Source organism: Antarctobacter sp. (genome assembly GCF_034670325.1).
Lineage (GTDB): Bacteria > Pseudomonadota > Alphaproteobacteria > Rhodobacterales > Rhodobacteraceae > Antarctobacter.
Map to the genome: position 1 here is coordinate 94925 of NZ_JAXMNR010000011.1, position 24894 is coordinate 119818.

25 protein-coding genes and 2 riboswitches are annotated in these 24894 nt (G+C 66.0%); of the genes, 8 read left to right on the plus strand and 17 right to left on the minus strand.

All coding sequences use genetic code 11. From position 1 onward, the window contains the following. Nucleotides 1–16: 16 nt before the first annotated feature. Together VOI21_RS21915 and VOI21_RS21920 are read right to left on the minus strand one after the other, a co-directional pair. A complete protein-coding gene (locus VOI21_RS21915; RefSeq protein WP_323772097.1) occupies nucleotides 17–958 on the minus strand; it encodes a tripartite tricarboxylate transporter substrate binding protein in 942 nt (313 codons plus the stop codon). 327 nt (nucleotides 959–1285) lie between these two features. Continuing rightward, nucleotides 1286–2290, minus strand: a complete 1005-nt coding sequence (locus VOI21_RS21920; protein WP_323772098.1) for an aldo/keto reductase — start codon at nucleotides 2288–2290, stop codon at nucleotides 1286–1288. Nucleotides 2291–2464: 174 nt separating this feature from the next. Here VOI21_RS21920 and VOI21_RS21925 point away from each other — a divergent pair, with 174 nt between their 5' ends. Further along, on the plus strand, nucleotides 2465–3541 hold the full coding sequence (locus tag VOI21_RS21925) for an endonuclease/exonuclease/phosphatase family protein (RefSeq protein ID WP_323772099.1): 1077 nt from the start codon (nucleotides 2465–2467) through the stop codon (nucleotides 3539–3541). Here the strand turns inward: VOI21_RS21925 and VOI21_RS21930 are convergent. Continuing rightward, nucleotides 3517–4206 carry a D-lyxose/D-mannose family sugar isomerase gene (locus tag VOI21_RS21930; protein WP_323772100.1) on the minus strand — a complete coding sequence of 230 codons (690 nt, stop codon included), beginning with the start codon at nucleotides 4204–4206 and terminating at the stop codon, nucleotides 3517–3519. The two genes, VOI21_RS21925 and VOI21_RS21930, sit on opposite strands and share 25 nt — an antisense overlap. Nucleotides 4207–4346: 140 nt before the next feature. Then, nucleotides 4347–4555, plus strand: a riboswitch (cobalamin riboswitch). Between the two features lie 142 nt (nucleotides 4556–4697). Between VOI21_RS21930 and VOI21_RS21935 the strand changes: the two genes are divergently transcribed. The 5 genes from VOI21_RS21935 to VOI21_RS21955 are packed head-to-tail and all read left to right on the plus strand — an operon-like array spanning nucleotide 4698 to nucleotide 8117. Continuing rightward, nucleotides 4698–5498, plus strand: a complete 801-nt coding sequence (locus VOI21_RS21935) for a DUF4198 domain-containing protein (RefSeq protein ID WP_323772101.1) — start codon at nucleotides 4698–4700, stop codon at nucleotides 5496–5498. Between the two features lie 4 nt (nucleotides 5499–5502). Further along, nucleotides 5503–6120 carry a cobalt transporter CbiM gene (gene cbiM, locus VOI21_RS21940; protein WP_323772102.1) on the plus strand — a complete coding sequence of 206 codons (618 nt, stop codon included), beginning with the start codon at nucleotides 5503–5505 and terminating at the stop codon, nucleotides 6118–6120. Further along, the gene (locus VOI21_RS21945; protein WP_323772103.1) at nucleotides 6117–6683 is read left to right on the plus strand and encodes a cobalt ABC transporter permease; all 567 of its coding nucleotides are present in this window, start codon (nucleotides 6117–6119) and stop codon (nucleotides 6681–6683) included. The genes cbiM and VOI21_RS21945 overlap by 4 nt, the downstream gene beginning before the upstream one ends. 4 nt (nucleotides 6684–6687) lie before the next feature. After that, entirely contained in the window at nucleotides 6688–7476 is a 789-nt protein-coding gene (gene cbiQ, locus VOI21_RS21950; RefSeq protein WP_323772104.1) for a cobalt ECF transporter T component CbiQ, read from the plus strand. Then, entirely contained in the window at nucleotides 7467–8117 is a 651-nt protein-coding gene (locus VOI21_RS21955) for an ABC transporter ATP-binding protein (protein ID WP_323772105.1), read from the plus strand. Before cbiQ ends, VOI21_RS21955 begins: the two co-directional genes overlap by 10 nt. A gap of 16 nt (nucleotides 8118–8133) precedes the next feature. Here the strand turns inward: VOI21_RS21955 and VOI21_RS21960 are convergent, their stop codons facing one another. The 7 genes from VOI21_RS21960 to cbiE all read right to left on the minus strand — a co-directional run bounded on the left by VOI21_RS21960 (nucleotide 8134) and on the right by cbiE (nucleotide 15071). Then, entirely contained in the window at nucleotides 8134–9765 is a 1632-nt protein-coding gene (locus VOI21_RS21960; RefSeq protein WP_323772139.1) for a trypsin-like peptidase domain-containing protein, read from the minus strand. Nucleotides 9766–9939: 174 nt separating this feature from the next. Continuing rightward, nucleotides 9940–10671, minus strand: a complete 732-nt coding sequence (gene cobF / locus VOI21_RS21965; RefSeq protein ID WP_323772106.1) for a precorrin-6A synthase (deacetylating) — start codon at nucleotides 10669–10671, stop codon at nucleotides 9940–9942. Next, complete coding sequence (gene cobA / locus VOI21_RS21970) at nucleotides 10664–11398, minus strand: uroporphyrinogen-III C-methyltransferase (protein WP_323772107.1); 735 nt, start codon at nucleotides 11396–11398, stop codon at nucleotides 10664–10666. The genes cobF and cobA overlap by 8 nt, the downstream gene beginning before the upstream one ends. Beyond that, a complete protein-coding gene (locus VOI21_RS21975) occupies nucleotides 11395–12714 on the minus strand; it encodes a cobyrinate a,c-diamide synthase (protein ID WP_323772140.1) in 1320 nt (439 codons plus the stop codon). Before VOI21_RS21975 ends, cobA begins: the two co-directional genes overlap by 4 nt. Then, entirely contained in the window at nucleotides 12707–13501 is a 795-nt protein-coding gene (cobM, locus tag VOI21_RS21980) for a precorrin-4 C(11)-methyltransferase (RefSeq protein ID WP_323772108.1), read from the minus strand. Before cobM ends, VOI21_RS21975 begins: the two co-directional genes overlap by 8 nt. Continuing rightward, a complete protein-coding gene (locus tag VOI21_RS21985) occupies nucleotides 13498–13875 on the minus strand; it encodes a cobalamin biosynthesis protein (RefSeq protein ID WP_323772109.1) in 378 nt (125 codons plus the stop codon). The genes cobM and VOI21_RS21985 overlap by 4 nt, the downstream gene beginning before the upstream one ends. After that, nucleotides 13872–15071, minus strand: coding sequence for a precorrin-6y C5,15-methyltransferase (decarboxylating) subunit CbiE (cbiE, locus tag VOI21_RS21990; protein WP_323772110.1), 1200 nt, complete (start codon nucleotides 15069–15071; stop codon nucleotides 13872–13874). Before cbiE ends, VOI21_RS21985 begins: the two co-directional genes overlap by 4 nt. Here cbiE and VOI21_RS21995 point away from each other — a divergent pair. Next, the gene (locus tag VOI21_RS21995; protein ID WP_323772111.1) at nucleotides 15070–15825 is read left to right on the plus strand and encodes a cobalt-precorrin-6A reductase; all 756 of its coding nucleotides are present in this window, start codon (nucleotides 15070–15072) and stop codon (nucleotides 15823–15825) included. The two genes, cbiE and VOI21_RS21995, sit on opposite strands and share 2 nt — an antisense overlap. Here VOI21_RS21995 and cobJ read toward each other — a convergent pair. The 7 genes from cobJ to VOI21_RS22030 are packed head-to-tail and all read right to left on the minus strand — an operon-like array spanning nucleotide 15798 to nucleotide 23825. Beyond that, on the minus strand, nucleotides 15798–16553 hold the full coding sequence (cobJ, locus tag VOI21_RS22000) for a precorrin-3B C(17)-methyltransferase (protein ID WP_323772112.1): 756 nt from the start codon (nucleotides 16551–16553) through the stop codon (nucleotides 15798–15800). The genes VOI21_RS21995 and cobJ overlap by 28 nt on opposite strands. Further along, on the minus strand, nucleotides 16550–17278 hold the full coding sequence (locus VOI21_RS22005) for a precorrin-2 C(20)-methyltransferase (protein WP_323772113.1): 729 nt from the start codon (nucleotides 17276–17278) through the stop codon (nucleotides 16550–16552). The genes cobJ and VOI21_RS22005 overlap by 4 nt, the downstream gene beginning before the upstream one ends. Further along, entirely contained in the window at nucleotides 17275–17904 is a 630-nt protein-coding gene (locus tag VOI21_RS22010; RefSeq protein WP_323772114.1) for a precorrin-8X methylmutase, read from the minus strand. The genes VOI21_RS22005 and VOI21_RS22010 overlap by 4 nt, the downstream gene beginning before the upstream one ends. A gap of 4 nt (nucleotides 17905–17908) precedes the next feature. Then, complete coding sequence (locus VOI21_RS22015) at nucleotides 17909–19054, minus strand: hypothetical protein (protein ID WP_323772115.1); 1146 nt, start codon at nucleotides 19052–19054, stop codon at nucleotides 17909–17911. After that, a complete protein-coding gene (gene cobN, locus VOI21_RS22020; RefSeq protein ID WP_323772116.1) occupies nucleotides 19051–22350 on the minus strand; it encodes a cobaltochelatase subunit CobN in 3300 nt (1099 codons plus the stop codon). Before cobN ends, VOI21_RS22015 begins: the two co-directional genes overlap by 4 nt. A 30-nt stretch (nucleotides 22351–22380) precedes the next feature. Next, the gene (gene cobW / locus VOI21_RS22025) at nucleotides 22381–23436 is read right to left on the minus strand and encodes a cobalamin biosynthesis protein CobW (protein WP_323772117.1); all 1056 of its coding nucleotides are present in this window, start codon (nucleotides 23434–23436) and stop codon (nucleotides 22381–22383) included. After that, nucleotides 23433–23825 carry a DUF1636 domain-containing protein gene (locus VOI21_RS22030; RefSeq protein WP_323772118.1) on the minus strand — a complete coding sequence of 131 codons (393 nt, stop codon included), beginning with the start codon at nucleotides 23823–23825 and terminating at the stop codon, nucleotides 23433–23435. The genes cobW and VOI21_RS22030 overlap by 4 nt, the downstream gene beginning before the upstream one ends. A 77-nt stretch (nucleotides 23826–23902) precedes the next feature. Continuing rightward, nucleotides 23903–24096: riboswitch (cobalamin riboswitch) on the minus strand. Between the two features lie 118 nt (nucleotides 24097–24214). On the opposite strand from VOI21_RS22030, the gene cobO reads away from it, so the two are divergent. Next, a complete protein-coding gene (gene cobO, locus VOI21_RS22035; RefSeq protein ID WP_323772119.1) occupies nucleotides 24215–24823 on the plus strand; it encodes a cob(I)yrinic acid a,c-diamide adenosyltransferase in 609 nt (202 codons plus the stop codon). Nucleotides 24824–24894: the final 71 nt, after the last annotated feature.

A 24894-nucleotide genomic window follows, 5' to 3' on the forward strand; every position in this document is an offset into this window, starting at 1 on the left:
CCCACCGAACTGGCGTTTAGTCTGCCGTGGCCGCCAGCAGGGCTTTGGCCTCGGTCATCTCCGCCGCGACAAAGGCATCCGCCGCGTCGCCGGTCACAACCTTCAGGACAAGCACCCTGTTGATGAATGTGTTGGATTTGCTGCCGTCTTTCTGGATCACTGCGGCGATTGCGTCGCTCAGTGCCGCGCGCGTCTCTTCGGGCAATCCGGCGGGTGCCAACGCCACAAAAGTGGCGCCAAAGTGGAAATCGACACCGATTTCAGCCAGCGGCTGCGCGTCCGGCGACACCTTCAGCGGCAGGGCCTCTGCGTTGGCCAGATTGATCAGGTCGCCCGACCGCACGCCCGCCGCCTGTGGCCCCCCAACCCAGCCGATGTCCACATCAGAGGCGGTGATCGCGTTCAGAACCGCCCGCCCACCTCTGAATCCGGTGACAATGTTGAACTCGACGCCGTTGACCTTGCCAACGTAATAGGCCCCATCCGCTAGGCGCGGCGTCATCGACCCGAATGAGATTTTCTCACCCGCTTTCGCCGCCGCGATCACGTCCGACATGGTTTTCCAGCCCCGGTCGGCCCGCGCGACGATCCCCATCTGGGTGCCTGCGATGGTCGCCAGAACGTCGAAATCGTCCAGACCATACCCCGGCTCTTGGACGGCCAGCACGCCATAGGCAAAGGTGTCGGTAACGCCGACCCCGATGGTCAGCCCGTCAGCGGCAGCGGACCGAAGTTCCCGCGCCATCACGGCACCCCCCGCCCCGGTGACGTTTTCGGGGATCATGGTCCAGCCATAGCTGTCGGCGATGTCCTCCGAAATCAGGCGGGCCAACGTGTCCGCGCCGCCACCGGCCCGGAACCCGATCAGCACCTTCACCGGTCCCGATGGCACCCAGTCGGCCAAAACGGACGACACGGACAGCATCACTGCCACGGCGGCGGTCAAAAGCGTTTTCATGGGTCCTCCCGAGGCTCGACAACGTCGACGTCCAAGATAATCACATTTGTCACTCAGACAGAGGTATAGCAGTTAAGCTGCGCGCCCATAGAAAATTGCATCTCGCCGCATCTACAGATGCGCCTTGTCCCGCCTGTTCTGGGGTCGTCAGGTCCGCTACCCCCGTCGCCCGGCGCAAAGAGTTGGATGCCTTTAGATGGGGCCAGTAGATGAAGCCAGCGACCCTCCGGTCCGGCCACAACGGCCCGCGCCGACCGTCTGCCGGTGCGCGCCACTGCGCCTTGCGTGATCCGGGGTTCCGGCCCCTGTCACCCACGAGTGAGGCGCTCAGCAGTAATCTTCGGGGCCGATGGACTGATCGGGCGAATAGCGTGCGCCGTGGGCCCAGCCAACCGGCAGGCGCGCCTCGATCACACCCTTCAGATCGTCGCCCAGCATCATGCAGGCACCGCGCACCAACTCATGCAGGTGGCCGGGGCTGCGCGTGCCGGGGATCGCGTGCATCGTACGCCCCTGCGACAGCACCCATGCAATAGCCAGCGTCGCCGTGGGATAGCCCGCCTCGGCGGCCAGATCGCGCAACGGTTGGCTGGCCTCGATGTTGCGTTCCAGATTGTACCCGGTAAAGCGCGGATTGACCTTTAGAAACGCTGCGGCCTCTACCCGCTCGGGCGTCGGCGGCGTGTCCGACAACAGCCCGCGCCCGACCGGCGAAAAGGCAACCAGCGCGGTGCCCAACTCTTCGCAGGCCTGAATCAAACCCATTTCCGGCTGGCGCGTCTGCAACGAATATTCTGACTGTACCGCAGCGACGGGGTGCACGGCAGCAGCGCGGCGCAGGCTGGATGGCGCGATTTCGGAAAAGCCGAAGGCCCCGATCTTGCCCTTCTGGACCAGCCGCGCCAGCGTCTGCGTGACCTCCTCGATCTCGAACCTTGGGTCGCGGCGATGGACATAGAACAGGTCGACCCGCTCCAGCCCCAGCCGTTTCAGGCTGCGGTCCAGTTCCGACTCCAGATGGGCGGCGGAATTGTCGAAACAGCGCGCGCCGGTGTCCGGGTCGCGAGTGATCGAGGCTTTGGTGGCGATACGGAACGGGAGGCCGCCCTTGCCCGCATAACGTTTCAGAAAGCCGCCAATGATCTCTTCGGACTTGCCCATGCCATAGACATTGGCGGTGTCGATGTGATCGACCCCCGCATCCAGCGCCGCGTCCAGAACCGCGTGGCTGCCCTCGACGCTGACCGCGCCGTAGAACCCGGCAAAGGACATTGCCCCGATGCCCAGCGCCGAAACCTCTGGCCCGCCTTTTCCCAATGCCCTGCGCAACATGTCCTGCCCTCCGCCCAATGTCCGGCGGAGAGTGGCGGCGACAGCCCGGATTGGCAAGACCCGCCCGAGGCTCCCGCACCCGCAGGCGATTGCCTTTCGCCCGTCCCGCCCGCATCTTCGCCAAGGCGCGTCGGACACCGGCGCCCCCCCCGCGCCCGTTTCCAAAGGAAAGCCATGCGTCCCGTTTTGACCCAAACTGTTTCCGAAATGGAAACGCCCAGCGCCGCCGCCCGCGCCGAGGCCATCGCCAACGGCGGCGACGCCGCGTTCAATGCCCGCGCGCAGGCGCAGTGGCCCTGCCTGAACACGCTGGAACTGCGCCAGCCCCCCGCGCCCCTGCCCGCGCCGCAGCGCCTGACCGTTGCCGCGTGGAACATCGAGCGCTGCAAGCGCGTCGAGGACAGCGCCGAGCTGTTGCGCAGCCTCGGCGCGGACGTGGTGCTGGCGACAGAAGTGGACATCGGTATGGCCCGCTCCGGCCAGCGCCACACCGTCCGGGATCTCGCCGAGGCGCTCGGGATGGGCTATGCCTTTGGCACCGAGTTTGTCGAACTGGGCACCGGCGATCCCTATGAAACCTCGCTGTTCGCCGATATCCCCAACACCCACGGCCTGCACGGCAACGCCATCCTGTCGCGCTACCCGCTGGAGAATGTCGCCCTGATCCCGCTGGATGCGGGCGGCATGTGGTTTGTCTCTCAGCCCAAGAACGACGGCCAGTTGCGCCTTGGCGGACGGATGGCCGTGGCCGCGCAAGTCGCCACCCCGCACGGACCGCTGACCCTGACCGCCGCGCATTACGAAAGCGAAAGCGACGCCGCAGGCCGCGCCGCCGATACCCGCACCCTGATAGACAGGCTGGACAGCACCTACGGCACCGGCCCCACTGTGATCGGCGGCGACCTCAATACCAAATCCCTGATGGACGGCATCCGAACCTACGCCAACATCCTTGCCGATCCGGCCCCACATGAGCCCTGTTTCGACGTCTTTGAAAGCCACAGCTTTGACTGGCGCGGATGTAATGCGGGCCTGCCCACAACCCGCGCCGCTCCCGGCAAACCGGTCAACTACCCGCTGTGGATGCTGGACTGGCTGTTCACGCGCGGCGTGGCGGCAACCGACGCCCGCGTGACCCCGGCGCTTTCTGCGGCCGGTCAGTACCTGTCAGACCATGAACTGCTGACCTGCCGCATCGACATGACCGGCGCGCCGCGCGTGCGCGCTCAGGCCGCGAGCCATTTGGCGTAATCGCTGACCAGCAGGTGCAACGGCGCCTCATCCTCTTCGATCTCGGCAAAGCGGCCAATCGGTTCGCGAAAGATGTTGTCGGTCTCGTCGTCGTTCACGGTGCTGACCTCACCGATCAGCACATCGCCGCCCTCGCCCCAAAAGGCGTGCCAGTCGCCGGGGCGCAACGTCACGCTCTCACCGGGGGCAAGTTGCAGCTTTTCGCCCGGCGTGTAGTCATGCACGATCCCGTCGCACATCACCCGCCCGCCGCGATCCTCGGCAAAGCGGCCCTCATCGTCAGAGCCATACAGCTCGACCACCAGCGTCGCACCGCCCCGGTTGATGATGTCCTCTGCCTTGATCACATGGGTGTGCATCGGCGACAGTTGATCCTGCTTTGAGATCAACAGCTTTTCGGCGTAGCACATGCCGCGCCCGCTGGTCAGATCCGAAAGCAGTCCGTTGCGCAGGGTAAACAGGAACAGCCCCATCTCGTCATAGCGCCCGGCACCGTAATCGGTGATGTCCCAGCCACAGCGCGCATCGATCACATGCCGCGCCGCCCCCGCCTGCGCCACAAAGGCCTCTGGCGACCATTGTGCAAAGGGAGGCAACACAAAACCATGCCGCCGGATCAGATCATCCGCCTCTGTCATGATGGCGTTGATGCGTGAACGTTTCATAGTGCGCCCCCCGTTGGCGATAACAATCCTGCGACCAGCTATCGACCGCAACCCGCGCGCCGTCAACCGCCCTGTTCGGATGTCGCAGCCGGCCTTGTCCCGTGTCGCTTTGTCCATTGCCCCGGCACCGGCCATCTGTCAGACACAAGGACGTGACCGGTCCCAAAGGCGCGTCCTTTGGGGGAAAGAGGGAATGCCGTGCCGCGCGTGTCTTGCGCGCCAAACCGGCAGCTGCCCCCGCAACTGTAAGCGGAGAGTCCGGGCCAAGACGCCACTGGAGAAATCCGGGAAGGCAGGCCCAGACAGTGACCCGCGAGCCAGGAGACCTGCCGGACACCCGTCGCCCGCATAGGGGCTGCGGTTCCACCGGACGACGGGGTAAGCGTCTGGCCTTCGCCGCCCGGAGTCCGCTCTGGTCCGACATTGGCCGTCCGATCCCGCCGTCCATCACGCTTTGCGCCGGGGATGGCGCGACATGGACAAGGACGGTCATGGTGAAGCTGCTTCCCACACTGAAACCGGCGCTGTTGGCGGGCCTTATGGCCCTTCCCGCCGCCGCCTCTGCGCATTTCCTGCTGGAATACACCGTCGACACGATGATCGACCGCCCTGGCGATGTGCCGGTCAAACTGGTCTTCTGGCACCCGTTCGAAAACGGCCACGTCATGGACCTTGCCCGCCCGCTAGAGTTCTTCATGATCCATCGCGGTGAACGGACAGACCTGCTGGACACGCTGGAACCCGTCGCCTTTCAGGGGTCGGGCAATACCGGCGCGGCCTTTCGCGGCTCGGTCCCGGTGCGGCGCTCCGGCGACTACATTCTGGTGACGGTGCCTGAACCCTATTTCGAGGAAACAGAGGACGTCTATATCCAGCAGATCACCAAGGCGTTCCTCAATCGCGGGACAATGCCCACCGACTGGATGGACCCCGTGGGACTGCCGGTCGAGATCGTGCCGCTGAACAAACCCTACAACGTGATCGCCGGATCGACCTTCACGGGCCGCGTGCTGGCCAATGGCGCGCCCGTCGCCGGGGCCGAAATCGAAATCGAGTACATGGCCGCAGAGCCAGACATGGACAGCAGCCGCGCCTCGGCCCCCGTCACCACCCCGCCCCCCGGCGGCGCGGTTGTGGCGATTTCCGACGTGAACGGCTATTTCACCTTCGGCGTGCCGCGCGCAGGCTACTGGGGCTTTGCCGCGCTGGGGGCCGGGCCGGTGGTCGAACATGAGGGCAAGGAATTGAGCCAGGACGCCGTGCTCTGGATTCGCGCCTGGGATCTGGAGTAGGCCGATGCATATCGTCGACGGAGCCTTGTCCAACCCTGTCGTGATCGGCGGCGCGGTGGCGGCCGTGGGCGGCATCGCCCTTGGCCTGCGCGCCCTGCCTCTGGAACGTATCCCGGCGGCAGGGATGCTGTCGGCGGCATTTTTTGTGTCTTCGCTGATCCATGTGCCCGTTGGTCCGTCGTCGGTGCATCTTATCCTCAATGGACTGGCCGGGTTGATCCTTGGCTGGGCGGCCTTTCCCACCCTCTTTGTCGGGCTGCTGTTGCAGGCGGTGTTCTTCGGCTTTGGCGGCGTGACGGTGCTGGGCATCAACACGGTCAATATCGCGCTGCCCGCCGTGCTGGTCGGCCTTGCCTTTCGCCCGCTTATCCCGCGCAGCCGTCCGGTGATGGCCGCGCTGCTGGGCGGTTTTGCCGGCGCGCTGGCCATTGCCCTGACCACCTTGGGCGTCGCCCTGTCACTGATGATGACGGGGCAAGAGTTCCTCGCCGCCGCCCATCTGATCCTTGTCGCCCATCTGCCCGTCATCGTGATCGAGGGGCTGCTGACCGGCTTTGCCGTGCTGCTGGCGCGCAAGGTCAAACCCGACCTGTTCACCGCACTTCAGGGGTCCACGCCATGACACGCCTCATGCTGCTCCTGACGCTCTGCGCCCTGCCGCTGCCTGCGCTGGCGCATAAGGTCATCGCCTCGGTCTTTCCCTCCGGCACCGCCATCGAGGGCGAAATCGGCTTTTCCAACGGGTCCATGGCGCCCGACCTGCCGGTGCAGGTCTACGGCCCCGACGGCGCGCTGCTGGGGGAAACCGTGACCGACGCCGAGGGGTTCTTTCTGTTCACGCCAACCGCCCCTGTCGCCCATACCTTCCGCGCCGATCTGGGCGCGGGCCATGTCGCCGACACCACCATGCCTGCCGATGAGGTCGCGGCCCTGCTGGGGGTCGCCCCCGCCGCCGCCCCGCCGCCCGCGACACCCCAAACCGCCGCCCCCGGCGCGGGCCTCAGCGCCGCCGACCGGGCCGAAATCGCCCGCATCGTCCGCGACGAGATGCGCCCCCTGCGCCGCGAAATCGCCGCCTACCGCGAAAAGAACGACCTGCAAACCATCCTTGGCGGGATGGGCTATATCCTTGGCCTGTTCGGTCTGGCCTTCTACATCGCCGCCCGTCGGCGGCTGAACGGCTAGGCGCATGGCACACGTCCTGTCCAACGGCGACAGCACCCTGACCGACACCGGGGCAGAGCGCAGCGCCAGCCGCCTCGGCGCGCTGGACCCACGCGTCCGCATCGTGGCCGCGCTGGTCTTTGCCATCACCACGGTCGCGCTCGACACCCTGCCCGCGCTGGCCGCCGCCCTTGCCGCAGCGCTCACCTTGCTGGCCCTGTCGCGCCTGCCCGCCCTCCCGACCCTGAAACGGGTCGCCATGGTGGACGGGTTCATCCTGTTCATGCTGGCGCTCTTGCCCTTCACCGTGCCCGGCGACGCCATCTTTACCCTCTGGGGTTATCCCGCCACATGGCAGGGCGTCGCCCGCGCCATAGAGATCGGCCTGACCGCCAATGCCGTTGTCCTGACCCTCATGACCCTTGTCGGCACGCTGGAGCCTGTCACCCTTGGCCACGCGCTCTATCGCCTGAAAACCCCCGAAACCCTTGTGCACCTGATGATGTTCACCATCCGCTATATCGAGGTGCTGCGCGCCGAATACCTGCGCCTGCGCGCCGCCATGAAGGTGCGCGGCTTTCGCTCCGGCACGAACTGGCACAGCTACCGCAGCTTTGGCTATCTCGTCGGCATGATGATGGTCCGCGCCATCGAACGGTCCGAGCGGGTGCTGGCCGCGATGAAATGCCGGGGCTTTTCGGGCCGCATCCTGCTGCTGCACGACTTTCGCACCACCCGCGCCGACGCGATATTCGCCACCGCGCTGACTGTCCTCCTGATCGCCCTCATCACATTGGACCTGACATGGCGCTGATCCAGCTTGAGGACATCCACTTTGCCTACCCCGGTCAGCCCCCGGTGTTGTCCGGCGCGTCCATGCAACTGGGCGCGGGCGAACGCCTGTCGATCACCGGCGCCAATGGCGCGGGCAAAAGCACCCTCTTGCGGATGATCCTTGGCCTGCAACGGCCCACTTCGGGCACGGTGACGGTCTTCGACCAGCCCCGCTCGCGCGAAAAGGATTTCCATGAGGTCCGCCGCCGCATCGGACTGGTGTTCCAAGACCCCGACGACCAACTGTTCTGCCCCACCGTGGCCGAGGACGTGGCATTCGGCCCCCTCAACCTTGGCAAGACCCGGGCCCAGGCGCTGGAGATCACCGACCGCCTGCTGGATGATCTCGACCTCCACCACCTGCGCGACCGCGTCACGCACAAACTGTCGGGCGGCGAAAAGCGCCTCGTGACGCTGGCCACCGTCCTCGCCATGACCCCCGAAGTCCTCCTGCTGGATGAACCCACCAACGCGCTCGACCCAAAGAACGCCGCCCGCCTGACAGAGATCCTGACGGCCCTGCCGCTGCCGATCCTGCTGGTCAGCCACGATCCCGCATTCCGCAAGGCCATCGCCCCCTGTGCGCTGGAACTGACCGACGGGCAGTTGGTGCCGGTCTAGCCCCACTGGCGAGGCGCTAATTCTTGCGCGCCGAAACGCTGCACCCGTTTGAGACGCTCAGGCTCAGCGACCGACCGTCCTTTGATAATGTCCCATTGGCGGCATTCGTAACCCAACCAAACGTCTCCGTACCCGAAAAGCTGCGCCCGTTCAGAACGCCGCGCGTGCTGCCTGCCCCGGATGAGCCGCTGATCGTGCCCGTAAACGCATTGCCGCCCGCCGACCGATAGACGGTGGTACCGGTGGCGACCCCCAGCGGACAGGTTGCCGTCCAACGCCACGTTCCAGCTATCGAATAGGTCGGCGCAGCGGGCGCAGGTGCCGCGACCGGCTCTGCGTCCCTCGATACTGGTTTGGGGGCCACCACGACCGGGGCGCAGACCGTCCCGGACCGCGCCCGGATCGCATCCAACGCCTGCGCCGTGCCCAGATCCCCGACCTCCAGCGCCACATCGCTTGCCGCCAGAAAGCGGCGAAACGCCTCGCGCGTGCGCGGGCCCGTAATCCCGTCAGGCGTGCCCGCATCACAGCCCAGCGTATTCAGATGTGCTTGCGACTGACGCAGAATGTCACGACGACTCTGCGGTGTCTGTGCCGGTATCTTGACCCGCTCCGCAACAGGTTCGGCGATCGGTTTTTCAACCGGTTCCGCAATGGGTTCATCGACCGGTTTCTCTACCGGTTCCGCATCGTCCGTCTCGGCAGGAACCGCACGCAGTGCCGCAGCCTGTTCTGCGCGCAACTTCTCCAATTCCGCCAGCGCAGCGGCCAGCGCCCGCGCCGTATCCTGCTCACCGGACTCCGGGGCCTGCGGTGCCTGTACCGCCGCCTTCAATACCTTCGACTGCGCCAAGATCTCGGCCATCGGCACGGCAAAATTCACCTCGCCCGCGCGGCTGCCCGCATGGTGCAGGGCAATCACCTTTTGGCTGCCCGCGTCGATCACCGGAGAGCCGGAATTGCCCGGCAACGTATCGCAGGTATGGCGCAGCCGCTGTTTCGCCACTGCCGGACTGTCCGCCTGACATTTCTCACGGCTGATGCGCTGCGCCTCGCCCATCGGGTGGCCGATTACCCAGAACGGATCGCGGTCCGCAGGCACCGCCGCTGACAGTTCCAGCGCGCCGAACTCGGCATTGGCATCCCCCAGCACTTGCAGAACGGTGTAATCCAGCGCCTCGCTTGTCTCCAACGGCATCGGGTTGACGTGGAATGTCTTTACCCCGTCGTCCAGCCCGTCCCGCAGGAACCCCGCATGAAATTGCACCGCTGCGATACTGGTGGCGCCCTTCTCGATCATCTGGGGGTTTTTCAGGATACCCGGCACGCAATGATGGTTGGTGATCAGCTTGTTGCCCGCGACCAGAAACCCGGTGCAGGGTGCGTGGCCGATATTGGTCAGGATCTGCAACATCCCCACCGCGCGGCCGGTGCGCGCAAAAACCGAATTTGCGCCATAGTTCGATATGAACTCATTGTTATAGGCCCCCACCTGCGCCTCAAGCTGGACATCGCCCAGCAGGGATTCCGTCTGTGGCGCGACGACCTGCCCAAACGTGGACGGCGGAAACAGCATCAGATCCTGTGCGTAGGCGGCACTGGCAGCAGCCATCAGCACAGCGGCGGCGGCAAGGCGGTCAATCAGCATCTGCAAAGCGGACTCCGGGCAAAGGATTCGCGCCGCAGTCTATCACCCCGATCTCTGGTGCCGAGTGTGGATTTCCCGCCGTCTGCGCGCCGTGTCTTTCCTAACAAAGGGTAAAATCGCCTCTGCAAGCCATTGAAGACGCGACGTCACCTTGGCCGCCACATGTGGACAGCCTCACTCCCGCCGCATCAGATAGGTGTCCATGATCCAGCCATGTTTTGCCCTTGCCTCGGCCCGCTTGGCCACGATTTTCGGCCCAGCCTCCGCCAATGGCCCCGCCTCCAGCACCTGCTCGGCCATGCCCAGAAAACCACCCCACCAAATCGAAATGCCGGTCGGATCGAGGCTTTGAAACGAGCACTCCCCGTCCAGCATGACCACCACCGTCCCGGCCCCCTCGGGCCAGCCATGATCCCGCAGCCGCCGCCCCGTCGTGACCACCACGGCCCCATTCACCGTATTGAAGGGCACCGCATGGGCCGAGGTCAGCGCCTGCAAGGCCGTCACCCCCGGCACCACCCTCACCCGTGGCGCAGGGTCCAATCGGGCCGCAATCCTCAGCGTGCTGTCGTACAGCCCCGGATCGCCCCAGACCAACAGCGCCACCGGCCCCTCCAGCGCGCCCTCCAGCGCGGCCACCCAAAGGGCCGCGATTGCGTCGTGCCACCGCTCGACCCGCTCCGCATAGGGCAGGCTCTCGTCGCGCACCGGCATCTCAAACGGGATCACCCGCGCGTCCGAGCCTGAGGCCCGCAAGATCCCCAGCCGCAATTCCGCCAGATCCTCCTTGGCCGCCCCCTTGCGCGGGATCAGCACCACCGCCGCCTCGCGCAGGGCGCGCTGCCCCTCCAGCGTCACATGCTCAGGATTGCCCGTGCCGATCCCGACCAGCCAAAGCTCAGTCAAACCCCACCCCCAGCTCGGCCATTGGCCCGTACAAGATCAGCGCCGGTTTGGTCCCGATCTCCCCCGCCAGCCGCGCCGACAGCCCCGCCACCGTGTCGCGATGCAGAGACTGCTCCGCCGTGCCAACGGCCTCGGCCAGAATAGCCGGGGTCGTCTCTGGCAGACCCTTTTCGAACAGGGCCGCCGCCAGCTTGGGAAAGGTCCGTTTGCCCATGAACACCACGGTCATCGCGCTGGGATCGGCCAGCGCTTGCAAATCCAGATCCTCGGGCAGTTCACCGCTGACGTCATGGCCGGTCACAAACTGCACCCTCCGCGCCGTCAGCCGCCGGGTCAACGGGATGCCACAGGCCGCCGCCGCTGCCACAGCCGAGGGGATACCGGGGATGATTTCATAGTCGATGCCCGCCGCACGCAACGCGACCTGCTCTTCCTCTAGCCGCCCAAACAGTCCCGAGTCGCCGGATTTCAGCCGCACGATGCGCCCGCCCTCTTGAGCATACTCCACCAGCAACTGACTGACGTGATGCTGCTTCGGAGACAACCGCCCGGCCCGTTTGCCCACGCCGATCAGGTCAGCACCGGCGCGCACATGGCTGAGGATCGGGCCAGAGGACAAATCGTCGAACAGCACCGCATCGGCGCGTTTCAGACGGTCCACCGCCTTTAGCGTCAGCAGTTCGGGATCCCCCGGCCCGCTGCCGACGAAACTGACGAAACCGCTCATGATGCCACTGCCTCTGCCGCGATCAGGTGAAAGAAGGTGCCAGACACGTTGCCCCGGTGTGAGCCGGTCTCTGGCACCGGGTTGCCATCCGCGTCGGCGACCGCCGCCAAGGGCGCGTCGGGCTGGTCGAGGATGGTGGAATAGTGGAACTCATGCCCGCGTAGCGCCGTGCCGGGCGCGTAACCAGACAGGTCCGCCTGCAAGATAGCGCGCCTGTAGCCAAGATGGAACTTGCGCTTTTCATAAGACGTCACCAGCCCCAAAAGGCCCGCCATCTGATGTGAAACGCCCTCTTTGTCGACCAATGCGGCCCCAAGCGCCATATATCCCCCACATTCGCCATGCACGGGCCGCGTTTCCGCAAAGGCCCGCAGACCGGTGCGGAAGGTGTTCGCCGCCGCCAGCCGCCCTGCGTGCAGTTCGGGATAGCCGCCGGGCAGCCAAACCAGATCGGCAGAGGCATCCGGTGCTTCATCCGCAAGGGGCGAAAACGGCAGGATCTCGGCCCCTGCCGCACGCCAGCCCTCTAGCTGATGCGGATAGGTGAAGGAAAACGCTGCGTCCCGCGCCAGCGCGATGCGTTGCGCCGGGGGCTTGGGCAGCGCGCCACCCGCCGTGCCACCGCCAGAGGCCGCCGCCCGGATGCGGTCAAGGTCCACGTTCGCGCGCAGGAAATCGGCATAACCGCTGATGGCGGCCTCGAGGTCCGGATGCTCCACCGCTTGGATCAGGCCCAAATGGCGTTCCGGCAGGGTCAGATCGCCGTTCCGGGGCAGTACACCCAACACCTCGATCCCCGCACGCTCCATCCCCAACCGGGTCAGGCGTTCGTGCCGGGGAGAGGCGCAGCGGTTCAGGATCACGCCCGCAAAGGGCAAGTCCGGCATGTATTCGCGAAAGCCCAGCGCCGTGGCCGCCGCCGATTGCGCTTGCCCGCCCACATCGACGACCAGCACCACGGGCCAGCCCATGCGCAAGGCCGTCTCAGCCGATGAGCCAAAGCCGCTCTGCCCGCGTGTCGCCACGCCGTCATACAGCCCCATAGACCCTTCGCCGATGCAGATGTCCGCGCCTGCCGCCTGTCCGCTGATCGCGTCCAGCAGCCCGCCGTCCATCGCCCATGTATCAAGGTTGAACGACGCCCGACCGCTGGCGGCAAGGTGAAAGGCCGGGTCGATATAATCCGGCCCGGATTTGAAAGGCTGCACCGTTTGGCCCGCATCGCGCAGCGCGCGCAGCAGGCCCAACATCACTGTCGTTTTGCCCGTACCCGACGCCGGGGCCGAAATCATCAGGCCCGGAGGCATCTCAATCATCGCCATGTTGCCACTCCGCCCATGGGCTGTCGGCGCTTTGGGGCCGATAGCGTCTGTCATACTCTGCCGAATATAGCTGGCTTTCGGCAGTCAATCCCGCGCCCAGCGCCTTGCCGACAAGGATCAGCGCGGTGCGCGAGATCCCCTCATCCACGGCATCCGTGAGACCGCCAAGCGTGCAGCGGATCACGCGCTGATCCGGCCAACTGGCGCGATAGACCACCGCCACCGGGCAGTCCGCCCCGTAGTGCGGCACCAGTTCGGCCTGCACCTTTTCCAATTGCCCAACCGACAGATGCAACGCCAGTGTCGCGCCGGTGGCGGCGAAATTGGCAAGGCTCTCACCCTTGGGCATCGGAGAGGCGCGCCCCTGCGTGCGGGTCAGCACCACGGATTGCGCGATCTCCGGCACCGTCAATTCAGTCGCCAGCGCCGCTGCCGCCGCCGCAAAGGACGGCACGCCGGGGGTCACATCGTAGGGAATGCCCAGCGCATCCAGTCTGCGCAATTGCTCCCCCATCGCCGACCAGACAGACAGGTCGCCGGAGTGCAACCGCGCCACGTCTCGCCCTGCTTGGTGGGCCGCCGCGATTTCGGCAATGATGGCATCAAGGTCCAAAGGCGCGGTGTTCACGATCCGCGCGCCGTCGGGGCAATGCGCCAGCACCGCCTCGGGCACCAGCGACCCCGCATACAGGCAAACCGGACAGGCGGCGATCAGGTCGCGCCCGCGCAGGGTCAACAGGTCCGCCGCCCCCGGTCCGGCCCCGATAAAATGCACGGTCATGTGTCGTCTCCTTTAGCAGTCAGTGCCAGCGCGCAGGTGGCCATCTTGTCGGCGGACACCACGCGCGCTCCGATCAGCCGCGCGCCCGGTCCTGCCGCCGCCAGCGCCGCCGCCTCGGCCACGCTGCCGGTGCCGCGCGCGGCAAGGCTGTCCGGGGATTGCGTTTTTGTGACTTGCGCGCGCAGCGTATCGCCGTCAATCGCAAGGACAGGTAAGCCCGTCAGCGCAGCCAAAGCGGCAAAGGCTGGCGTTTCGGCCTTATCCGACGCGGTGGAAAGCGCGTGAACCTCTAGCGCGTGCCCTGTCTGGTCCAGCGCGTCTTCCAGGCTGCTGACCGTCGCCGCCGCGCGGAACCCGAACCCCGCCACGATCACAGAACCACGCTCCACTGAACGACAGGATAGGCGGCTTTCCATCCGGTACGCGGGCCCAGCGGGGCCGCCTCTGACAGGTCGATCCGCAGCAGCGACCCGCCGCGCGTGCGATGCGCCGCGATCAACACCGCCTCGCTTTCCAACGTTACGGCATTAGCGACCAGCTGGGTGCCCGCTGGCACATGCGCATAAAGCCAGTCCAGCAGCGCGACGCTCAGCCCGCCGCCGATGAAAACCGCATCCGGTATCGGCAGGTCCGCCAGCGCCTCAGGTGCCTTGCCCTCGACCACGCGCAGGCGATCCACGCCCAGCGCGGCGGCATTCGCCGTGATCAGCCCGATCCGGTCCGCGCGCGTCTCAATGGCGACGGCTTCGGTTGTGGGATGGCTCAGCAGCCATTCGATCCCGATGCTGCCAGAGCCGCCGCCGATGTCCCAGAGCACCTCAAACGGTTTCGGGGCCAGCGCAGAGAGCGTCAGCGCCCGCACCGGGCGTTTGGTCATCACGCCGTCGCTGTCGAAAAACCCATCCGCCAGACCGGACGCACGAGGCAGTGCCGCGCCGTCGCCGTCAATCTGCAACGCTACCGCAACCGGGTGGGTGAATGCGCCGGTCACCGCATCCGCCTGCGATTGCGTCACCGCTTCGCGCGGACCGCCCAGCGCCTCCATCACCCACAGGGTCGACGCGCCAAAGCCAAGGCCCGACAGGTAGCGGCCCAGCTCAGAAAGCGCCGCCCCGTCGCGCAATGTCACGATAATCCGAACGCCGCGCGCCAGATGCCGCCTCAGCCGCGTCAGCGGGGCCGCGTGATGGCCAAGGCACAGCGTCTTTTCCAGCGGCCAGCCAAGGTGCGCCGCCGCCAACGAAAACACCGACGGTCCCGGCAGGGCGCGCCATTCGGAGCGCGCGAACCGCCGCGCAATCACGCTGCCCGCGCCAAACCAGAACGGATCGCCAGAGGCCAGCACAGCCACCTTGCGCCCGGAAAATTCCGCCAGCAGGTCCAGCCCGTCGGCAAAGGGCACCGGCCAGTCCACCCGCTGCCCCGGCAGGTCGGGCAACAGCGACAGGTGACGCGGCGGGCCCATAATTATTTCCGCCGCCTCTAGGGCGGCACGGCTTGCGCCCGTCAGGCCGTCCGGTCCATCTTCGCCCAGACCAATGATCGTCAGCCACGGAGCGCCCTCAGCCATGACACCCAACCTCTTGATCCTTGGCGGCACGACAGAGGCGACCGCGCTGGCGAACCTGATGGCGGAACGTGGCCTGCATGGCATCGTCAGCTTTGCCGGACGGGTGGACCGCCCGCGCCGCCAACCCTTGCCGCAACGGGTTGGTGGATTCGGCGGGGTTGCGGGCCTGACCCGCTTCATCCTCGACCACGGCATCACGCATCTGGTAGACGCCACGCATCCATTCGCTGCGCAGATGAGCGGGAACGCAGTGCATGCCGCCGCAGAGGCGGGCATCCCGATGCTGGCGCTGACCCGCCCCGCGTGGCAGCCGCAGCCCGGCGATAACTGGACCCATGTGCCAGACATACCTGCCGCCGTGCGGGCGCTGGACCGTCCGGGCCGTCGCGTGATGCTGGCCGTGGGCCGGATGCATCTGGATGACTTCGCGCCCAACCCGCAGCACACCTATCTGTTGCGGCTTGTCGATCCGCCCAAGACTCCGCCGCCCTTTCCCGAGTACAACGTGATCGTCGATCGCGGGCCGTTCACGGTAGAGGGCGACCGGGCGCTGATGGAACAACACGGGATCGAGTTGATCGTTTCCAAAAATGCCGGTGGGACAGGTGCCTCGGCCAAGCTGGAGGCCGCGCGCGGCTTGCGCCTGCCGGTCCTGATGATCGACCGCCCCACCCTGCCCGACCGGCGCGAAGTGGCGACGCCGCAGGAGGTGCTGGACTGGGTTGCTCATGCCGGGACCGATCTGGGCGTATAGACCCACGGGTCCGCGCCGTCGCGTTCAATGATCCGCGTCAGGGATGAGCCGACCAAGACAACTGTGCGCATATCCGCCATCTCTGGCGTGGCATCGCGCAGATGCACCACCCGCAGCGCCTCTTCGGGGGTGGAAACCGCGCGGGCAAAGATCACCACACGGTTCGGCTCACAGGCCTCGCGCAGCACGTCCAGCGCACGGCCAAACCCTTCGGGCCGTGATTTGGAACGAGGGTTGTAGAATCCCATGGCGAAATCCGCCTCTGCCGCCAGCCGCAGGCGTTTCTCGATCAGAGCCCAGGGTTTGAGGTTATCGCTAAGGTTGATGGCGCAGAAGTCATGGCCCAGCGGAGCCCCCGCCTTGGCCGCGGCCGCCAGCATCGCGGTGATGCCCGGCAACACGCGGATTTCCAATGCGCGCCAGCCCGCAGGCCCCGCCTCGACCGCCTCGAACACCGCCGAGGCCATGGCAAAGACGCCGGGATCGCCGGAGGACACAACAACCACCCGCCGCCCCTCTGCCGCCATTTCCAGCGCGTGCCGCGAGCGATCCAGTTCCACCCGGTTGTCGCTTTCGTGCAGGCGCAGCCCGTCGCGCGGGGCTATCCGGCGGACGTAAGGAATGTAGCCAACGATATCGGTCGCCTCGGCCAGCGTTGCCGTGACCTCTGGCGTGACCAGCGCGTCATCCCCCGGCCCAAGGCCTGCGATCACAACCCAGCCGCTCATGGTCGCCGTCCCTGTCCATGGACAATCACGATAGAGAAATACGGCGAGACGCGGTCATCCGCATCGGTCAGTTTCATCACGACCTGCCCGTCCATGCTGGCGCATTCCACCAGCCATGCACGCTCCAGTTTGCCTGCCTTTTCCAAGGCTGCCCGGACGCGCGGCATGTTGCGCCCGATCTTCATCACCACCAGCGCGTCGGCATCCGCCATACGCGCCGCCAGTTCGTCCTCTGGCAGGGTTGCCATCAGCACGCTCAGGACATCATCGCCCCATGTGATCGGCTCTCCGGTCGCGGTCCAGGCTGCTGACATGCCGGTGATTGCAGGCACCACATGCACCGGCACCTCACCGCGCAGACGCGTATAGAGATGCATGAAGGAGCCGTAGAAAAACGGATCGCCCTCGCACAGCACCACCACATCCTCACCCGCCGCCACCAGCGCCTTGAGATGCGCCACGCAATCGCCATAGAAGGCCGACAGGATGTCGTTGTAGCGCGGATCACTAAGCGGGATCTCGGTGGTGACCGGGTATTCCATCGCGAATTCCACCACGTCCTCACGCAGCATGCCGTTGACGATGCTGCGTGCGCGGCCCGCCCGCCCGGCCTTGCGGAAGTAGGCGATGTGGCGCGCGCGGCGCACCAGTTTGTCGGCGCGCACGCTCATCAATTCGGGATCGCCGGGGCCGAGGCCGGTGCCGTAGACCGTCCCGCCCCTCATTCTGCGCGGCTCGCGATGGCGTTGATCGCGGCGACGGTGATGGCGCTGCCGCCCAACCGTCCCTCGACAATCAAGGAGGGCACTGGCTGCGCCTGCCACAGGGCGTCCTTGGACTCGCGCGCCCCGACAAAACCCACCGGGCAGCCGATGATGGCCGCAGGGCGCGGGCAATCCGGGTCCTCCAGCATCTCCAATAGGTGAAACAGCGCCGTGGGCGCATTGCCGATGGCCACCAGCGCGCCCTCCAGCCGGGGCCGCCACAGTTCCAGCGCGGCCGCCGACCGGGTGGTGCCCAGTTGCGCCGCCAGTTCCGGCACCGACACGTCGCGCAGAGTGCAGATCACGTCGTTGCCCGCAGGCAGGCGTTTGCGCGTCACGCCCTCGGACACCATGTAGGCATCGCAAAAGATCGGCGCGCCATTTTCCAGCGCCGCGCGGGCCGCCGCGACCATGCCTGTCGATACCTTGACGTCCCGTTCCAACCCGACAAGGCCCGCCGCATGGATCATGCGCACCACGACCTGCTCTGCATCAGCGGCAAAGCGGTCCAGGTCGGCCTCCGCCCGGATGGTGGCAAAGCTTTCTTTATAGATGGCCGCGCCGTCTTTTTCGTATGTGTAGGGCATGAGTTCAGGGCCTGACTTGTTCGTCTATTTCCAAAGGGCTCAGCCCGCGGCGGATGGGGTCATCCCACGGGGTCCCTTGCTTGACAAGGTCGAATGCGCCGTCGCGCCCGACCAGGGTGAGGTCCGCAACACGCGGATAGGCGCAGCCCTTGGCACAGCCCGAAACGTGCCATTGCTGGCCGTCGGGGATACGGGGCGCGATGCGGCGTGCAAGGTCGCGGGTGGTGACATTTGCCTGCGGGCAACCGGGCATGCCGGTGCAGGCCTGAACCCGGCGCAGCGGGTCCTGTGGGTCAAGAATCAGGTCCGGGTGGTCCGGCTGGATCATCACGTCAGGCAAGTAGAGCATCCGGTAAGGCGTCACACGGATCGGCCCGCCCGCCCCGGACAAGGCGCGCAGGGCGCTGGCCGTGAACTGGCCAAAGGCGGCAGCGGCACACAGCCCCACGTCTTGCGGCCCCGGTTGCGGTTCCGGAGCGCTAGGTGACGGTTCAACATCCCCCGCCAGAGCGTCGGGCAGGTCTGCCCCGTCCGCAAGGTGACGCGCCATGCGCCCGCGCCCATCCGCGCCGACACCGCCACTGGTCAGGAACCATCGCGCCAGATCGAGCGCTTGGCTGACCGCCTCTTCGCTGTTGCGCAAACGCCGCCCGGTGGCAGCGCCGTCAGCGCGCAGGATCATCCCACCTGCCGCGCCTTCGATCCGGATGTCGCCGCTGATCCCAGCCAAACGCCGGGGCGTGCCGGGGTCGATCACAAAGCCGAACTTGCCCGGCAGTCCGGAAAACTCAGCTTTAGACAGCCCCTCCAGCAACCGGCGCGCAATTTCCTCTGTTCCCCGCGCGTGGAACGGGTCCAGCACAAGGTTGCGGCGCGCCTCACTGTCCGCATCGCCCAGCAAACCCAGCGCCCGCAGGTCCTGCATCAACGCCGGATAGGCGGCCTCGGCCACGCCGCGCAGTTGCAGATTGGCCCGTGCCGTCGTCTCAACAACGCCGCTGCCATGCTGCTCTGCCAGATCGGCCAGGCCGGTGGCCTGAGCCGCGCTGATCGCCCCCAAGGGCGGCCGCACCCGCACCACCAGCCCGTCGCCCGACATCATCGGTCGAAAGGCACCGGGGCACCAGCCCTTGACCTGAGGCGCGCTCATTGCGCCGCCTCCAAAGATGCAAGGATGGAATTGCGCCGCGTCTGCCACAGGCCCGCCTCATGCAAAGCCGCAAATCGCGCACGCATCGCCGCCAGCGCCTCTGGATTGGCCTGTTCAAGGAACTGGGTGACGTCCGCATCGCCCAGGGTCGCGTCAAAGTAAAGATCGAACAGATGGCCCGGCACAACGTCCGCCAGTTGCGCAAAGGCCGCCATGTTTTCCAACGTCGCGGCGATTTCCGCCGCGCCCCGGAATCCGTGCCGCCGCATACCATCGATCCACGCCGGATTGGCCGCCCGCGCTTGTACGACACGGGCGATTTCCTCTGTCAAACCGCGCGCCCGGGGTCTTGCAGGGTCGGTATTGTCCAGGTGGTAGAGCGCCGCGCGGCCACCAGCCACGCCTTGTGCTGCGGCGAATCCCGCCTCGTGGCTGGCGTAATCCTCGGCCAATAGCAGGTCCGTTTCCGGCAAGTCCTGAAGGTGGACAAAACTGTCCGCGTGGCGCACCCGTGCACGCAGGCCATCATCATCGCGCGTGCCTGTGCCCTCGTCATATGCCCAGCTTGACGCCGTCAGCCACGCCTGCCCCGCCGCCTGCCGCGCCTCGTCAGTGTAGTCGCCGATCTGCGCCCCGATCCCCAAGCCAAAGCTGCCCGGCGCCGGACCGTAAACCCGTGCGCCCGATTGCCCGACAAATGGGTTCCAGTCGGGCGCTTCGTCCCGCTGGCTTAGGGTCTTGACCGCCTGCCCAAAGAGCACGGAAAGCGTCGGAAACACATCCCGGAACAGGCCAGACACTCGCAGCGTCACGTCGATACGGGGTCGGTCCAATTCCGCAATGGGCAGAACCTCGATGCCGCTGACCCGCTCACTGCCCGCGTCCCAGACGGGCCGCACCCCCAGCAGGTGCAACGCCATGGCGAACTCTTCTCCCGCCGTGCGCATGGTCGCCGAACCCCAGAGATCCACGATCAAACCCTTGGGCCAGTCGCCCTCGTCCTGCAGATGCCGCCGCACCAGTTCCTCGGCCAGCCGCACGCCCTGCGCATGAGCGCTGCGAGTCGGCACCGAACGCGGGTCGGTCGTGTACAGGTTGCGCCCGGTCGGCAACACATCCGTTCGTCCCCGGTACGGCGACCCCGACGGGCCAGAGGCGATCCGCCGCCCGTCCAGCGCCTCCAGAAGCGCCCTCCGCTCTGCCTCTGCCGATGGAGCCACATCGAAGGTGGGACGATTTTTCGGCGAAAAATCGTAACTCCGCCCCCAGATATGCAAACCATCGCCGAACTGGCTTTCCTTGACGTCGCAGACAAACCGGTCAATCCGAGTGATCGCCTCAGAGGGACATGATCCCGTCGAAATCCCAAGATCACCTTCGACACCAACGGCTTGCGCCTCAACCCTGATGTCTTGCATCAAGCGATCCCGCCGCCTTGGGTCCAGCCCGTCGGCGTTCGAAAACTCGTCCAGCAATGCCTCCAGCCGCGACAGCCTTTCTGGAACACTTGCCTCGCGCAGCGGCGGTGGCACATGGCCCAACGTAACCGCCCCGATGCGCCGCTTGGCCTGCGCCGCCTCGCCCGGATCGTTGACAATAAACGGGTAGATCACGGGCATTTTCCCGGCCAGAGCCTCGGGCCAACATGCCTCTGAAAGGGCGACTGACTTGCCGGGCAACCATTCAAGCGTGCCATGCGCGCCGACATGGATCAGCGCGTCGACCTGATCTTGCAGCCACAGGTAAAAGGCCACGTAGGCATGGCGCGGCACGCGGGAAAGATCGTGGTAGTCGTCGTCCCGCGCATCCGGTGTCCCGCGTTCCGGCTGTAGCGCCACCAGTGCCGCGCCCCGCCGCATCGCCCGGAACGAAAACGCCCCGTCCACACAGTCAACATCCTCCTCCGGCGCCCCCCAGGCCGCTGCAAGATCATCCTGCAACCTTTTGGGAAGGTTGGACATTACGGACTTATATTCGGTCAAGGACCACGTCAGACGCTCTGCCCCCAGCGCCTCGGCGGAAACCCTTGTTTCCACCGCATATCCCGCCTCTGCCAGATCCTCCAGAATGGCCGAGGCCGAGGCCAACGCATCCAGACCCACCGCATGCGCCATGTTCCAGTCGCGCCCCGGGTAAGTCGACAGAACCAGTGCCAAACGGCGCTTTGCGGCAGGCATGGCCCCCAGTCCGACCCAACGCGCCACGCGCTCTGCCACTGCCGCCACGCGCGCGGCATCCGGCACATGGGCAACCCGCGCGAATTGCAATTCCGGGTCGCGGGTCTGCGGTTCCTTGAAAGAGGTCACACCGGCAAAGAGGCGCCCGTCCACCTCTGGCAACACCACGTGCATCGCCAGATCGGCAGGCGACAGACCGCGATCGGCCTCGGCCCATGTCGCGCGGGTCGAGGTGGCCAGCGCCACCTGAAAGACAGGCACGCCGCCCGCGTCCAGTGGCGAGGTCCCCTTAGCCCCGCGTCCGGAAAACGAGGTCGCGTTGACGATTGCCGCAGGGGCCAGATGCGCGACCTGCCGCGCCATCCACACCGCCGCCCCCGGGGCCTTTAGCGAGGGGGCAAACAGGCCCATGACGTCAAAGTCACGCTCACGCAGTGCCGTGCACAATGCCTCGACCGGGGCAAGGTCCGCCGCCACAAGGTAAGAGCGATAAAAGACAACCAGCACCCGTGGCTTTGCCACATGCGGCACATGCGCCAGAACCGGGCAGCACACCCCATGTTCCGGCAGCCATGCACCGACTTCGGGCACATGTTTTGTGCCCCGCACCGGCCCGGCATACAGCCCCGCCGCCAGTGCCATCTGTGCCAGCGCCGCCTGCGCCGCCACGGCACCGCCCGCATCACACAGATGCTGCAACCGCCGCAGCGTCGAGACCGGCAAGGTAGACACGCCGTCCAGCCGCGCATCGGCACGCCCATCGGCGGGCAGGACCGCAAGGGCAATCCCCCGTTCCTGCGCCAGCGCCGCGATCTGCTGGATGCCGTAGGGCCAATACGGGACGCCGCCGATCAGACGGATCAGGATGCCCTTGGCCCCCGCGAGTGTCTGCTCAATATAAGTATCCACCGACAGCGGGTGTTTCAGCGCCACAATATTGGCCAACCGCAGCGTCGGCATCCGCCCCTCACGCCCGCCGCCCCGCTCCCACCCGGCGGCGAAAGCGCCCAGATCGGAATCGGACAGCGACAAGACCACCAGTTCCGCCGGGCTCTGGGCCAGATCGGTTGGGGTCTCGGTCTCTTCCAGACCGTGGCTTTCACGAAAGATGACGTGCATGGCGGATGCGGTGCGCGGCGGCCCGCCCCCTTATTCTGCGGCCACCGGGGCCGCGCCAAGGATGGCGCGGATGGCGTCGGGTTTCACGTCGTCATGTTCGGCAATGACCACCACGCGGCTGGCCCGCGCCTCTTCCGGCTTCCACGGGCGGTCATACTGGTGCCGCACCCGCGCGCCGACCGCCTGCACCAGCAGGCGCATTGGCTTACCCTTTACGGCGGCGTAGCCCTTGACCCGCAGGATGTTCAGCTCTTTTGCCAGCCGTTCAATCGCGGCGACCAGCGTCGCGGGGTCGTCCACCTCGGGCAGGTCCACCACGATGCTTTCGAAATCATCATGTTCGTGGTCGTCGTGGTCGTCATGGTGCGAGGGCCGCGCGTCCATGTCGTCCTCTGCCGCCGCCTCCAGCCCAAGGATCACACGCGGGTCAATCGCGCCCTCGGCGACCTCGATCACCGGCAAGGGGCGCGGCGCTTCGGCGGCGATGATTGCCTTGGCCTTGGCTACGCCTTCGGGACCGGCCAGATCGGGTTTGGTCAAAAGGATAATGTCGGCGCAGGAAATCTGATCCTCGAACACCTCGGACAGCGGCGTTTCATGGTCGATGCTGTCATCGGCCAAGCGCTGTGCGTCGACCCGCGCCACGTCCGGAGCAAACCGTCCCGCCGCGACCGCCTCTGCATCCGCCAAGGCAATCACGCCATCGACGGTGATTTTCGACCGGATATCCGGCCAGTCGAACGCCTTGAGCAGCGGTTTCGGCAGCGCCAGACCGCTGGTTTCGATCAGGATGTGTTCCGGGCGCGGGTCCAGCGCCATCAGCGCCTCGATCGTCGGGATGAAATCATCGGCCACGGTGCAGCAGATGCAGCCGTTCGCCAGTTCCATAATGTTTTCCGCCGGGCAGTCCGGGATGGCACAGCCTTTGAGGATCTCGCCATCCACGCCAACATCGCCGAACTCATTAACCACCACAGCCAGCCGCTTGCCGCCGGGATTCTGGATGAGGTGTGAGATCAGCGTCGTCTTGCCCGAACCCAGAAAGCCGGTGATCACGGTGACGGGAAGCTTGGAGAGATCGGTCATGTCTTGTCCTCTTCGGGCGTATCGGTCTGCTCCGGCGGAATCCGCGCGATGCAATTGCGTTTGAAATGTTCGGGCCGCGCGCGCCACGGGATCACCCCGTCGGCAGCCGCATGATACAGCGCCGCGCCCTCGGCCAGCAGGTCCGGATGCGACGCTTCATGCAGGTTTCCGTAGACATAGGTCCACCTCCGGGGTCCGCCGCGCATGGCGACAGAGCACCCCGAGTCGCAGTTTTGCAGGCATTCCACTGGGGTCAGGGTCACGCCTTCGGGCAGATCGCGCGCGGCCAAAGCGTCATGCAGGCGCTGGCCGGGACGCACGCCTTCTTCGGGGATCTCCTTGCCGCGTCGACATTTGACGCAGACCAGCAATTCCACCGGCGCGGTCATGGCGTGACCTGTCGCGGCCCGCGGGATTTGACGTTCGAATTCATCACGACCTCCTCCGGGGCACCCCGCCCGGTCCACAGTTGCACCTCTTCGATGGCAGGTCTCCTGGCTCGCGGGTCGATGCGCTCTTGCGCCTTCCCGGCCATGTCGGCCAGTGGCACGTTGCAAGAACGCTCTCCGCTCACAGTTGCGGGGGCAGCCACGGGTTTGAACCGCGTTCCCTGTTTTCCTCCCCGGGCAGGCCCGGGGAACCATCGTGGCAGGCGTGGTGCGCCCTTCTGATCCGCTTGTCAATCGCCCGAAGCGACTGCACCCCCGATCATCGCCGCATTGACGAGAACCACACGCAATGCCATGCCTGCCCAACCCCGAACTTCCGGAGACGCGCCATGGACGACACCGCCACCCGCCACACCGAAAAGATGCGCCGCATCAAGGCCGCCCGCGACGAGATGATGAAGACCAAGACCGAGGAAAAAGGTCTGATCATGGTCCACACCGGCAAGGGCAAGGGCAAATCCTCTGCCGGATTCGGCATGATCATGCGCTGCATCGCGCACCAGATGCCCTGCGCCGTGGTGCAGTTCATCAAGGGCAACTGGGACACGGGCGAAAAGACATTCCTGCGCGACCGCTTTGCCGATGAATGCCGGTTCTTCGTGTCGGGTGAGGGCTTTACCTGGGAAACGCAAGACCGGGACCGCGACATTGCCGCCGCGCAGAACGGCTGGAAGATCGCCAAGGAACAGATCCTTGACCCCAAGATTCAGTTTGTCCTGCTGGATGAGATCAACATCGCCCTGCGCTATGACTACATCGACATCGATGAGGTCGTGGATTTCCTGCTGACGCAGAAGCCGCAGATGACCCACGTCTGCCTGACAGGCCGCAACGCCAAACCCGAATTGATCGAGGCCGCCGATCTGGTGACAGAAATGACCTTGCTGAAACATCCGTTCCGCGACGGGGTGAAGGCGCAGAAAGGCGTGGAGTTCTGAGGCTATGAGCCGGTCGGCCAAGATAAACCACTATTGGCTGACTGCTGTGCGTCAGGTCGCCTCGCCATGCC